General features: G+C 38.7%; 14 protein-coding genes. 5 read left to right on the plus strand and 9 right to left on the minus strand.

Features of this window, described 5'->3' with window-relative positions; genetic code table 11:
• Nucleotide 1 precedes the first annotated feature (1 nt).
• Both nifS and nifU read right to left on the minus strand, forming a co-directional pair.
• On the minus strand, nucleotides 2–1,219 hold the full coding sequence (nifS, locus tag ACTCIM_RS03525) for a cysteine desulfurase NifS (protein WP_472313885.1): 1,218 nt from the start codon (nucleotides 1,217–1,219) through the stop codon (nucleotides 2–4).
• A complete protein-coding gene (gene nifU / locus ACTCIM_RS03530; RefSeq protein ID WP_464279457.1) occupies nucleotides 1,212–2,048 on the minus strand; it encodes a Fe-S cluster assembly protein NifU in 837 nt (278 codons plus the stop codon). Before nifU ends, nifS begins: the two co-directional genes overlap by 8 nt.
• A 150-nt stretch (nucleotides 2,049–2,198) precedes the next feature.
• Between nifU and ACTCIM_RS03535 the strand changes: the two genes are divergently transcribed.
• The 4 genes from ACTCIM_RS03535 to ACTCIM_RS03550 are packed head-to-tail and all read left to right on the plus strand — an operon-like array spanning nucleotide 2,199 to nucleotide 5,111.
• Nucleotides 2,199–3,443, plus strand: a complete 1,245-nt coding sequence (locus tag ACTCIM_RS03535; RefSeq protein WP_464279456.1) for an HD-GYP domain-containing protein — start codon at nucleotides 2,199–2,201, stop codon at nucleotides 3,441–3,443.
• Between the two features lie 18 nt (nucleotides 3,444–3,461).
• Nucleotides 3,462–4,091: an imidazole glycerol phosphate synthase subunit HisH gene (hisH, locus tag ACTCIM_RS03540; RefSeq protein ID WP_464279455.1), complete on the plus strand. Its 630-nt coding sequence runs from the start codon at nucleotides 3,462–3,464 to the stop codon at nucleotides 4,089–4,091.
• A gap of 2 nt (nucleotides 4,092–4,093) precedes the next feature.
• Nucleotides 4,094–4,873: an imidazole glycerol phosphate synthase subunit HisF gene (hisF, locus tag ACTCIM_RS03545; protein ID WP_464279454.1), complete on the plus strand. Its 780-nt coding sequence runs from the start codon at nucleotides 4,094–4,096 to the stop codon at nucleotides 4,871–4,873.
• Nucleotides 4,863–5,111: a hypothetical protein gene (locus ACTCIM_RS03550; RefSeq protein WP_029968433.1), complete on the plus strand. Its 249-nt coding sequence runs from the start codon at nucleotides 4,863–4,865 to the stop codon at nucleotides 5,109–5,111. The genes hisF and ACTCIM_RS03550 overlap by 11 nt, the downstream gene beginning before the upstream one ends.
• A gap of 9 nt (nucleotides 5,112–5,120) precedes the next feature.
• Here ACTCIM_RS03550 and moaC read toward each other — a convergent pair whose 3' ends face one another.
• From moaC to ACTCIM_RS03585, 7 genes are read right to left on the minus strand one after another with little or no spacing between them, the layout of a single operon-like run.
• On the minus strand, nucleotides 5,121–5,594 hold the full coding sequence (moaC, locus tag ACTCIM_RS03555) for a cyclic pyranopterin monophosphate synthase MoaC (RefSeq protein ID WP_464279453.1): 474 nt from the start codon (nucleotides 5,592–5,594) through the stop codon (nucleotides 5,121–5,123).
• A gap of 1 nt (nucleotide 5,595) precedes the next feature.
• On the minus strand, nucleotides 5,596–6,693 hold the full coding sequence (dnaJ, locus tag ACTCIM_RS03560; protein ID WP_029968429.1) for a molecular chaperone DnaJ: 1,098 nt from the start codon (nucleotides 6,691–6,693) through the stop codon (nucleotides 5,596–5,598).
• Between the two features lie 8 nt (nucleotides 6,694–6,701).
• A complete protein-coding gene (gene rpoZ, locus ACTCIM_RS03565) occupies nucleotides 6,702–6,905 on the minus strand; it encodes a DNA-directed RNA polymerase subunit omega (protein ID WP_029968427.1) in 204 nt (67 codons plus the stop codon).
• A 16-nt stretch (nucleotides 6,906–6,921) separates the two neighbouring features.
• Nucleotides 6,922–8,196, minus strand: coding sequence for a DUF4340 domain-containing protein (locus ACTCIM_RS03570; RefSeq protein WP_472313887.1), 1,275 nt, complete (start codon nucleotides 8,194–8,196; stop codon nucleotides 6,922–6,924).
• A gap of 9 nt (nucleotides 8,197–8,205) precedes the next feature.
• A complete protein-coding gene (locus tag ACTCIM_RS03575; RefSeq protein ID WP_464279450.1) occupies nucleotides 8,206–9,543 on the minus strand; it encodes a GldG family protein in 1,338 nt (445 codons plus the stop codon).
• Between the two features lies 1 nt (nucleotide 9,544).
• Nucleotides 9,545–10,309, minus strand: a complete 765-nt coding sequence (locus ACTCIM_RS03580; RefSeq protein ID WP_464279449.1) for an ABC transporter permease subunit — start codon at nucleotides 10,307–10,309, stop codon at nucleotides 9,545–9,547.
• On the minus strand, nucleotides 10,306–11,232 hold the full coding sequence (locus ACTCIM_RS03585) for an ABC transporter ATP-binding protein (protein WP_464279448.1): 927 nt from the start codon (nucleotides 11,230–11,232) through the stop codon (nucleotides 10,306–10,308). The genes ACTCIM_RS03580 and ACTCIM_RS03585 overlap by 4 nt, the downstream gene beginning before the upstream one ends.
• A 153-nt stretch (nucleotides 11,233–11,385) precedes the next feature.
• Between ACTCIM_RS03585 and ACTCIM_RS03590 the strand changes: the two genes are divergently transcribed.
• On the plus strand, nucleotides 11,386–12,117 hold the full coding sequence (locus ACTCIM_RS03590; RefSeq protein WP_464279447.1) for a tRNA lysidine(34) synthetase: 732 nt from the start codon (nucleotides 11,386–11,388) through the stop codon (nucleotides 12,115–12,117).
• The last annotated feature ends 17 nt before the right edge of the window (nucleotides 12,118–12,134 follow it).

Raw genomic sequence — 12,134 nt, forward strand, 5'->3', positions numbered from 1 at the left:
CCTAATGACAGGCACATTGGCCCCAGTTATCTTTTCCCTGTTTCAACTCCTTTTCCATTTCCTCAGGAGAAAAGGGAGAAATACTGCGTAGCTTTTCTATTATCCTGGGCATTTCTTTCAGCACAAGTTCTATTTCTTCTTCGCTATTATACCTGCTTAAACTAAAACGAATGGACCCATGGGCATAATTAAAAGGAACTCCCATAGCCCGTAAGACATGGGAAGGCTCTAGACTTCCTGAAGTACAGGCAGAGCCTGAACTGGCACAAATCCCCAACTCATTTAAAAGAAGCAAAATAGCCTCTCCTTCCACATAACCAAAGGAAACATTGCAGGTATTGGGAAGTCTTTTCTCTTTATGGCCATTTAAACGGGTATACGGAATTTTTAACAATCCCTGTTCCAGTTTGTCGCGCAAAGCCTTTACCCTGGTTCTTTCTTCCTCAAAATTATTTGCAGCCAGCTCACAGGCCTTACCCAGACCTATAATGCCAGTGGTGTTTTCTGTACCAGCCCTTCGGCCTCGTTCTTGATGGCCTCCAATCATAAAAGGCTGAAAAGGAGTTTTTTTACGAACAAAAAGGGCACCTACTCCCTTGGGAGCGTGCAGTTTGTGACCAGATAAAGAAAGCATGTCCACTGGAAGCTTACTCAAATCAATCTCCTCTTTACCCACTGCCTGGACTGCATCAGTGTGGAACAACACACCTTTTTCTTTGGCAATTTCAGCAATTTCTGCAATGGGGAAAACAACTCCTGTTTCATTGTTGGCCCACATAACGCTGATAATGGCAGTGTCTGGTCTAATACTTGCCTTTAATTCTTCCAGATCCAACTCACCCTGGGCATTAACTCCCAGATAGGTAACTTCGTAGCCCAATTTTTTTTCCAGGTACTTACATAAACTCAATATGGCTGGATGCTCTACCTTGGTGGTAATTAAATGCCTTTTTTCTGGAAAACTGCGTAAAGCAGAAAAAATAGCAGTATTATCGCTTTCTGTACCACAGGCAGTAAAAATTATTTCTTCAGGAGAACAGTTTAAAATAGCCGCAACTTTTTCTCTGGCCTTTTTAATCTCCTTTCCCACTTCACCACCAAAAGAATGCATACTGGAAGGGTTGCCATACCTTTCGCTAAAAAAGGGAAGTATCTCCTCCAGTACTTCCGGAGCTACCCTGGTGGTAGCATTATTATCCAGATAAACCACCTTATTCATTTGCTTCCTCCACTGTCAGTTGAGGTGAAACCTTCTCTTGTAAGCTCTTTTCCACAAAGTCCTTAAGAGTTAACTGGCTGGAAGGACACCTGGTACACTTTCCTCTTAAAGATACCAGCACCTTATCTCCTTCAATATCTATAAGTTCAATATCACCACCATCTCGCTGCAAAGCTGGTCTTATTTCTTCTTCCAGTACCTTAAGCACCTTTTGCATCTTCTGTACATTAGATAATTTTTTGGGCTTTTTCTCCTGAGCTTGTTCCAGTTCTTTACGCACTTCTGCTAAAATCTCTTCCAATTGAGGTAGACAATTTTCACATCCTCCACCAGCCTTGGTGTAATAGGTAATGTCTTCCACACTTTTTAAATCATTTTCCTTAATGGCCCTGCGAATCTCTTCATCTGTAACCCCAAAACACTCACAGACAATCTCTCCTTCCAGTTGCTTTTCTTCTACCTCTTCTCCTAGATAGTTCTTAATGGCTGCTTCTAAAGCCTGCTGCCCCATTACTGAACAGTGCATCTTGGCTTTGGGCAGCCCGCCTAAAAACTCGGCAATATCCTTATTGGTAATTTTTCTGGCTTCTTCAATGGTTTTTCCTTTGATAAGCTCAGTAAGAGCAGAACTAGAAGCAATGGCACTGGCACAACCAAAGGTCTTAAACTTGGCATCCACAATTTTCCCATCTTCTATTTTCAAATACAACTTAAGGGCATCTCCACAGGCAATGCTGCCCACTTCTCCCACTGCATCTGCATCCTCTATTTCTCCCACATTCTTGGGATTTAAGAAAAACTCTTTTACCTTATCTGTGTATTCCCACATAACCTTACTCCTTTGTTTACTTTGAACTTAAGTCTTAAAAAAGTTAATAAACTCTTTTAGCAAAAAGTAAAGAAAAAAGTTAGGAGAAACTAATATTTTTTAAAAAATACTCCCTTTACCTTTTTTCTTTTTTAGTCTACCTTAAAAGCTATGCCTAAAAAGCCTCAAATCAAGCTAGTTTTTTCCTTTTTACTCTGGTTAGCTCTACTTATAGGGATTTGTTTTAGCTTAGAAAATTTGCTTACCCAAAGAATCAAAAATAATTTTTTTCGTCAAAAGGGCCTGGAGTTTACTCAAAACATAAATTCCCGCTTTAAGCAAAACTACCTTCTTGCCACCAATAAGCCTGACCTTTTTTGGCCTAACCTGGCTACAAGCATAAGGGAATACTTAAAAGCAAAAGATGTTTTTATTATTGATGTAGACAGCTCTCTTCTAGCAAGTACCCAGATAAATCCAGACAACAAGTTATACCTGGAAGATAAAAATTATCACCTGGCTTTAAAAAAACAAACCTTTAGTTATACAGAAAAGGAGGATAGTATAATTTATTATCTTCCTTTTTATTTTGGAGATAAAGTTTTATACTTAAGAGTGGATTTAGATAAGACCTTTTACCTGCATAAACTAAAGCAGCTGGCACAGTTTCAAGACCTTTTACTTATAGCGATGCTGGCTATATTTATTATTTCTTCCCTGCTTTTTGCCTTTATTTTCTATAGGAATCACAAAGAAAAAAAGCAGATGATAGAAGAAGATACAGCCCTTATCGAAGCTCTAGCCTATCAGGCAGAAGGAAGGGATTTGGAGACAGGTAAACACCTGGAAAGGACCAAACTCTATGTTTATAATCTGGCTTTATACTTAAAAAAACATTCTCCTTATAAGAAAATTATTACTAATAGATACCTGGAAAACCTGATAAAAGCTTCAGTTATTCATGATATTGGTAAAGTAGCTGTGCCAGAAAATATTTTATTTAAACGAGGTAAGCTCTCTATTCAGGAATTTGATTTGATTAAAGAACACTGCCTTTATGGGGCTAAGATTATCAATAGAGCCAAGAGTAAGTTTCCCAACTCCCAATTTTTAACTCTGGCCATGGAAATAATTTTATATCACCATGAACGCTTTGATGGTACAGGTTATCCCAAGGGCTTAAAGGGAGAAAATATTCCCTTAAGTGCCAGAATTATGGCTATAGTAGATGTCTACGATGCTATGCGGAGTAAAAAGTGCTATAAAGAAGCTTTAGAGCATGAAAAATGTGTACGTTACATCCTCTCCCAAAAAGGCATGCATTTTGACCCTGTATTGGTGGATGCCTTTTATTCCCTGGAAAAAACCTTTTTAAAAATTTCTTTAGATTACGCAGATAATACCAATTATTTTTAACTTACTAAAGGAAAAAAGATGTTAGCTATTATTGATTACAAAGCAGGTAATTTAACTAGTGTCAAAAGGGCCCTGGATTATCTAGAAATTCCCAATAAAATAACTGCTTCTGCTCAAGATATTTTGCAAAGCAGGGGAATTATTTTTCCAGGCGTAGGAGCAGCAGGCTCTGCCATGCAACATTTACAGAAGACTCACTTGGACAAAGTACTAAAAGAAGCAGTGGCTAAAGATATCCCTCTTCTGGGTATCTGTCTGGGCTGTCAGATTATTTTAGATTTTAGTGAAGAAAATAAGACCCATACCCTGGGCCTTATTCCAGGAAAGTGCTTACGCTTTCAGGAAGATTTAACTGAAGAAGATGGCTCTCCCATCAACATTCCCCATATGGGTTGGAATCAGGTTACCTTAAAAAAAGATTGTCTGCTTTTTGAAGGTATTAAGCCAGAAGCTGAATTCTATTTTGTCCATTCCTATTATCCCGCTCCAGAAAAAGAGTTTATTCTAGGTACTTCCTTTTATGGTCTGGAATTTTGCTCTGTTTTGGGAAGAGAAAGCCTCTGGGCAGTGCAGTTCCATCCAGAAAAAAGCGGAAGACCTGGCTTAACCCTCTTAAAGAACTTCTACAATTATGTGAGGTCAAAATAATTATGCTTAGTAAAAGAATAATCCCCTGTCTGGATGTGAGAGATGGAAAACTCACCAAGGGAATAAAGTTTAAAGACAATGTGGACATTGGCGACCCTGTAGAAACTGCCAAAATCTATTATGAACAAGGAGCAGATGAAATAGTTTTTTACGATATAACTGCCTCCCATGAAGGCAGGTCCATCATGCTCAAGGTGGTGGAAAAGGTAGCTGCTCAAATTTTTATCCCCTTTTCGGTAGGAGGGGGAATCTCCTCTATAGAAGATATGCGAGCAGTTCTTCTGGCAGGAGCAGAAAAAATTTCCATTAACTCTGCAGCAGTGAAAAATCCTTCCCTCATTAGTGAAGGTGCTGAAGCCTTTGGCTCGCAGTGTATAGTGGTAGGCATGGATGTTTTAAAGGTCCCTGTATCTTCGCAAATACCTTCAGGGTATGAGGTGGTCATACACGGCGGCAGAAAGCCCATGGGGATTGATGCCCTCTGGTGGGCCCAGGAAGTGGAAAAACTGGGAGCAGGTGAAATCTGCCTTAATTCCATTGATGCTGACGGTACCAAAGAAGGATATGAACTGACCTTAACCAGGCTCATTGCTGAAAATGTCCGTATCCCAGTCATAGCCTCTGGAGGGGCAGGTCATCCTGAGCACATGGTAGAGGCAGTAAGTAAAGGAAAAGCTTCTGCAGCTCTCATTGCTTCTATTGTTCACTATGGAGAATGGTCTATTCCAGAGATTAAAAAATATATGCATAATCAAGGAGTAAAAGTAAGACTTGTCTGGTAAAGAGAATAAGAAAATAATTTTAGAAGTCATGACCCAATGCGAGGCAGAGGTAATCAGCAAAGAAATCACCATTAAAGAAGATTTAAAACAAGAACTTAAAGAAACTCTAGAAAAAATGCGCAAAAACAAGTTTCAAAGTGTGGCCTGGTTAGGAGATAAATACTTAGGTGGAACCTGGTTTGATCTAAAAAACTTTAAATGGAGTGCTGAACTGGAAGAAGAAGTATGGCAGGATTAAAAGTAAAAATTAATCTGCTTTAAAAATACCGCTCTTACCCCCCTCTTTGTATAAGAGCCTGCTCTTTTCTAAAATAATATCCTTTTGCACAGCCTTACACATATCGTAAATAGTAAGCATGGCTACATTGACAGCAACCAAGGCTTCCATTTCTACTCCAGTCTTATCTGTTGTTTCCACTTTACTTTCTATCCTAATTCTTTGCTCTTCTTCGAGTACTTCAAAACTCACATCCACAAAAGTAAGCTTTAAAGGATGACAAAGGGGAATAAGCTCTGCTGTTTTCTTGGCAGCCATAATCCCAGCTATCTTGGCGGTAGTAAGCACATCCCCCTTGGGCAGGGCCTTTTCTTTTAACAGCCTTAAGGTCTTAGCATTTAAGCGTATAAAACCTTCGGCAATGGCTATTCTTCTGGAGTCCTGTTTTTCTCCCACATTGACCATCTTTATCTGACCTTGCTCATCTAGATGGGAAAAGCCCATTTTATTCACCCATGACCTTGCGAAAAATATTTTTTACTCTACTTTTCTTTTTTTCTTTTTCTATGGCCTCAAATTCTTTTAACAACTCTACCTGTCTCTTGGTTAAATCAGTTGGCGTTTTTACAATGACTTCTACCAACAAGTCACCTCGATAGGCACTGTTTAAGGCGGGCAAGCCCATTCCTCTTATCTTCAGCACCTTACCAGACTGGGTTCCCTTGGGAATTTGCAACTCTATGGGGTCATCTAAAGTTGGGACTTCTATTTTACAACCCAACGCAGCTTGCACAAAACTGATTTCCTGCTGAATAATTAAGTCCTGTCCCTGCCTTCTAAAAACTTCGTCTTCTTCCACATAAATTACCACATAAAGGTCTCCTGGAGGGCCTCCAAATTCTCCAGGTTCGCCTTCTCCTCTAATCCTAAGTCTGGTCCCATTATCCACACCTGCAGGCACGCGCACCTGAATCTTTTTATTTACATGCACAACTCCCTGGCCTTTACAACGCTTACAGGGATTAGCAATAACCTCTCCTCGACCATTACACATGGGACAGGGCATGGATACCCTAAAAAAACCCTGGGAACGATAAACCTGTCCTCTACCTCCACACTGTCTACAGGTCTCCACAGAAGAACCAGGCTCTGCTCCACTGCCAGAACATCTATCACACCTATCCCGTTTGGGGATTTTGATTTCTACTTCTGTACCCTTGGCTGCTTCTCGAAAAGAAATCTTTAAATTATAACGCAAGTCAGCCCCAGGCCTTGCCCGAGAACCGCTTCCACCGCCAAATCCAAAAAACTCAGCAAAAATATCACTAAAGGTGCTAAAAATATCCTCTGCACTGCTAAACCCCTCAAAACCAGAGCCGTTTACTCCAGCATGCCCAAAGCGGTCATACTGGGCTCTCTTTTCAGGGTCTCGCAAAACCTCATAGGCTTCAGCAGCTTCCTTAAACTTGGCTTCAGCTTCAGGGTCGTCAGGGTTGCGATCTGGATGATATTTAAAAGCAAGTTTGCGATAGGCTCGTTTTATTTCTTCCTCTGTAGCATCTCTGGATACACCCAAAATTTCGTAATAATCTCTTTTACTCATAGCCAAAACTAGTTATCCTGATTTCCTTCTTCAGCAACCAAAACCTTTCCCGCAGCAATCTCTCTCAATGCTGTAACCACTTCTTTATTCTTACTTTCTACCAGAGGCTTATAACCTTCTTTATATTGCTTTATTCTCTTGATAGCCATATGAATAAGCAAAAAACGATTATTCACCTTTTTTAAACAATCATCTACAGTAATTCTAGCCATTTAAAACCTCTCCCTGTTAATTTTCTTTTAATTTAGAAGTTAAATTTTTCACCAAATCGGTCTGCACCAAATAATATCTATCTTCAGCAATTTTTACCCAAAACTTATCTTTATCTTTGGTGGAAAAGAATTCTACATCTACTAAGTCTTTGTTCATCTTGTTTTTAAGGGTAAGACTTAAAACAACAGATAAATCAGATGGAAGTTTACCAGTAATGTCTAAATATTCTAAATCCTGCAGTTCCCAAAGATAAAGACTGGCTCCACTAAATTCTTCTCCAGAACCAACCACCTTCCACACCTTTTCCCTGTCCTTATAAACAATATCCAAACTTTTTTCTGGAGAAGCAAGCTCTATTCTCTTCACGTCTTCTTGGACAAAATTCAAAAAGTGCCTATCCTTCAACAAAAAAGGTTTTTTATTTATCCCATTTAAGCCTGCCTGGTCAAGTAAATAATACCAGGGATTTTTATCTAATTTTAATAGATAGTTAGAATCCTCATAGGAATAGATTTGCAAAGAAAGAGAAGTTAAATTTTTTAATTCCAGGGTATAGGTATAAAGAGGTGGGCTCAAATTTTTTGGGTCCACATAAAGTAAGTCCTGGGCTTTTAGGGTAGCTAAATTAAAGAATAAACTAGTGGCTTCAGAGGAATTAACCTTTTCTTTTTTATACTCTTCAGGGTAAAGAAATTGAAAATCTTCCTTTTCTCCTTTTTTCAAAACTAGATAGGGCTGACCCTTTTTTTCTATTTGAACTTTTTTGAGGTCTTCATCAGCAAAGGAAAAAATAGCTAACTGATAAAAATCCTTAGGGTTCTTTTTCAATTCTTGCTCATAATCAAAGGGCAAAAGAAGCAAGGTATTGGGCAAAATATTACTCAGGGCATAGACTCCATCCTGGCTGGGATTTTCTCCTCCCAGGATAAGTTGGATTTGTTTTTCTTCAGCTTCAATTACCAAACTATTGTCCTTGTTTAAGCCAAATTGAGACCATTTATCGCTATTTATTTTATCCAAAACCCGCTTGGGTTTATTTTGGCTAATAAATCTAAGTAAACTCTCTACTTCCTCTTTATTGGCTGGAAAATCCTGCTCTTTTACCCTAACTTTCCACTTTCCAGTCTGATTAAGTAAAGAAAAATCTTTAAAAATAATACGGTTAATATTTAAAGAAACCAGATTAGGCCACTGAATCTGTTCTTCTTTAGAGCTATCTACGTGAGGCCATAAGTAAATCCCCAACCACAAGCCAAGAGCTATGCCTGATAACCACAAGATGCGTTTCATAACTCCTCCCTAAGAGCGTCTTCTTAGAGCAACCAATCCTGCCAAAAGCAAACACAATAGTGGTAAAACCAGCAAGGGCACCACAGTAATAGTTAACTTTTCCCCTTGACTTAAAAACAAAAAGGAATTGGCTACCTTAGGCTTAGACAAAGAAAGGAGCTTTTCTCTGGAACGTAACCAGCTTAACCCTTTGCTTAAAAGTTCTTTATTTCCTCCCAACTCCACATATTTATCAGTAAGCCAATCATCATCTCCAAAAACAAGGATGCGAGTTTCTTTTTTTCTATCCTTTTTATCCTTTTCCTCAAACCACACTGCCAGGTTTAAAGGACCTCGTACATCCTGCCCCTCATCAAACTGAGCTTCACCTTTTTTAAGGCGCTTTAAATCTGTTTCCAGCCAGGCGCCTTCACTGCTTTTAATCAAAGGAGAGGCCTTGCCCTTGCCTGCCTTTATTTCCAAAGCTAAAGCAGTGGGAAATACAGTCATAAAATTAAAATCCTCAGTAATGGGATGATAGGGATAATCCTGCCCCACTGCAGCCATAAAACTTCCTAAAACCAGCTTACCTACCGGGTCTAAAACAAATCCCTGTTTAAGTTGTACTCCCAGCTCACTTTCCAGCCAACCCCAGAGATTGTTTTTCTCTTCAGCCATAAGGGCTACCAGCAGTCTACCACCCTGATCCAGATACTCCTTAAGTATGGAAAGTTCTGATTCCAGAAAATCCTTTTTTGCTCCTACAATAAGCAAAGTTAAGGCATCTTCCGGTACCTTACCAGCCTTTACCAAACTTATTTCCTCTACCTTAAGTCCCTGCTCATTTAAAATCTTTTTAAGCTTGCTTAAACTTCTATCACCTCCAGCAAACAAGCTGGCTTCTCCATGTCCACTTACTATATATATCTTACCCTTTTCTTCACTACTTAATCGCATTAAAGCATTGCTTAGCTTTTCTTCATCGGGTAAAAATAACTTCTCCTTTTTATTTTTAAACTTTACAATTACCTCTCCAGATTGATGTATTTCATATTCTTTGGCCAGTCCAGGTGCTCTATCCGGGTCTATAAATTCATAATTAAAAAGTTTATTTTCTTTAGCATATAAACGCAAAAGATCTTCTAGTTGTTTTTTACCTCTCTCTCCTGGTCGATAAAAACAAAGTACATCCACCTTTTCTTTTATACTTTTTAGCAAATCTTGACTGGACTTACTTAAGGAATAGCGTTTATTTTTGGTTAAATCCATTTGCCAATCTATTTTTTTTACTAAAACATTGATACCTACCAATATAAAAAGTCCAAGCAAAACAGTTAATAGTAATTGACCTTTATTTTTCATCTTCATCTTAAGCTCTCCACCTCTGGTTTTCTATGCTTAGAAAAGTTAATCCCAGAAAGGCCACAATAAAAGAAAAAAAGTAAATCAAATCCACTCCAGTAAGAACTCCTTTGGCAAAGGACTCAAAATGGGAAAGCAAAGAAAGGCCTTCTATCCAGCTTTGATAGGTTTTAGGCAATACATCCTTAATCCAGGCCAAAAGCCATAAAATAAGTAAAGCTCCAAAACTCAAGGATGCAGCCACGATTTGATTCTCAGTTAAAGAAGATAAAAATAAGCCCAAAGCTACAAAGCTACAACTAAGTAAAAACAAGCCCAAATAACCACTCAAAGTACTTAAAACCTCTGGCTCAGAATAAATAAATAACAACAAAGGTCCACAAGCACTTAAAACTAGGGCCAGCAATAAAAACACTGCCACACTAAAGAACTTGGCCACAACCACTTCCCATTCCTTTACTGGATAACTTAAAAGCAACTCAAATGTACCTAACTTTTTCTCTTCACTAAAAGAACGCATGGTAATTAAAGGAATAAAGAAAAGTAAAATAATGCCTGAGTTTTGGAGATAAGGACGAATAATCCATTCCTGGGGAGTAAAATTTTCTATGCCTGAAAGTTGCATAGCCTGTAAACTAAAAAGCTGGTACTGACTGACCAAACTAACAAAAAAATAGCCACTTAAAAAAAGAAAAGAACTTAAAATAATATAAGCCAGTGGAGAACGAAACAAAATAATTAAATCCTTTTTCGCCAAAGTTAGTGCTCTCATTTCTGCTCTCCCTTATAAACAAGATTAACAAATATTTCTTCCAAGCTGGAACGTTTGGGCCTAAATTCTAAGACCTTACCTCCATAACTGGCCACCAAGTCAGCCACTACAAACCTTATATCTTCTTTATTTTGGGCCTTAAACTCCAAATGAACTTCCTTTTCTGTTCTATCTTCTGCAGTTATTCTTACGACCTTTTCTAAATCTGCCCTTAGTTCACTTTTATAAGAAGAACTCTCCAGACTTAAAAAGTACCTTTCTGTACCTTCTTTAATCAGGTCTTCTAAGCTAGCTTCAGTTAAAATCCTTCCCTGGTTAATGATAATGACCCGTTTGCAAATAAGTTCTACTTCAGACAAAATATGCGTACTTAATAAAATGGTCTTTTCTTTTCCCAGTTCTCGAATCAACTCTCTAATTTCTCTTACCTGGGTAGGGTCTAAACCTACTGTAGGTTCATCCAGGATAATCAACTTGGGATTTCCTATTAAAGCCTGGGCCAATCCTACTCGCTGGCGATAGCCTTTACTCAAGTGACGAATAAGTTTTTTCTCCACCTCTTTTAAGCCACAGCGTTCCATAACCCTATCCACTTCTTTTTGAGGCTCAGCCGCCTGTTTTAGCTCTGCTACCCATTTCAAGTACTCTCTAACGCGTAGCTCCAGATAAAGAGGATTGGTCTCTGGCAGATAACCCAGGTTTTCCCGTAAAAAAAGGGGAGACTTACTTACTTCTTTGCCCAGAAAACGTACACTTCCTGAAGAGGGAGTTAGATAACCTGTTAAAATCCGCATGGTGCTGGATTTACCAGCTCCATTAGGGCCTAAAAATCCCAAAATTTCTCCCTGTTCCAGTTTAAAATTTAAATCAAAAAGGACCTGGTATTTGTTGTAGAAAAGATTGACATTTCTCACTTCCAGCATGCATCTGCTCCTTGGAAAGTTGGAATTGGGGTTAAGAGGAACTGAAAATAAATATGATTAAAAAACAACTATAAATTCAGATTCTTACTTGTCAAGAAGATTACTTGACGGATAGATAACTCTTTTTTAGTTGTAACCTTTTAAGTAAGTACTATGAGCCGATTACGCAAACTTCACTATTCCCAAAAAAGGGTCCTGGGACTGTGTGGAAAGCTTATGCAAAGCCAGAAAATGCTTTTTCCCGGGGCCAAAATAGGTATAGCCCTGTCTGGTGGTGTAGATTCCTGGACCCTGGTTCAAACCCTTATCTTGCGCCAAAAAATCGTTCCCTTTTCCTTTGACCTGATGATTTTACATTTAAACCCTGGCTTTAATTCCAGGAGCCACGAGCCCCTTTTACAGTGGTTAAAAACCAATCCAGTCCCTGCCCATGTAGAAATAGGAGACTTTGGCCTGCAAGCTCATTCAGATAAAAACCAAAAAAAATCCCCCTGTTTTTTGTGTGCCTGGCAGAGAAGAAAGCGTTTATTTGAGCTCTGTGCTCAATATAATCTTACTCATCTGGCCTTTGGACATACTCTGGATGACTTAACCACCAATTTTTTCATGAACCTGATTCAAAATGGAAGAGTAGATGGACTTTCTCCCAAAGAACCCTTTTTTCAGGGAAAGTTAATAGTTATAAGACCCCTTTTAGCTGTGGACAAAAAAACCATTGTTGAAGCAGCTAAACGCTGGTCTCTTCCTGTATGGAAAAATGACTGTCCTTCAGCCAACAACACCAAACGGACTTATTACCAGGATTTAATCGCCCAAATTGCCCCTAATTCTAGACTTTACAAAAATATTGTCCAGGGTATAAGGCGGTGGCAAGTTGACTTTTAATAACTACTTGTCTATAA

This window comes from Desulfonauticus sp., from assembly GCF_055126295.1.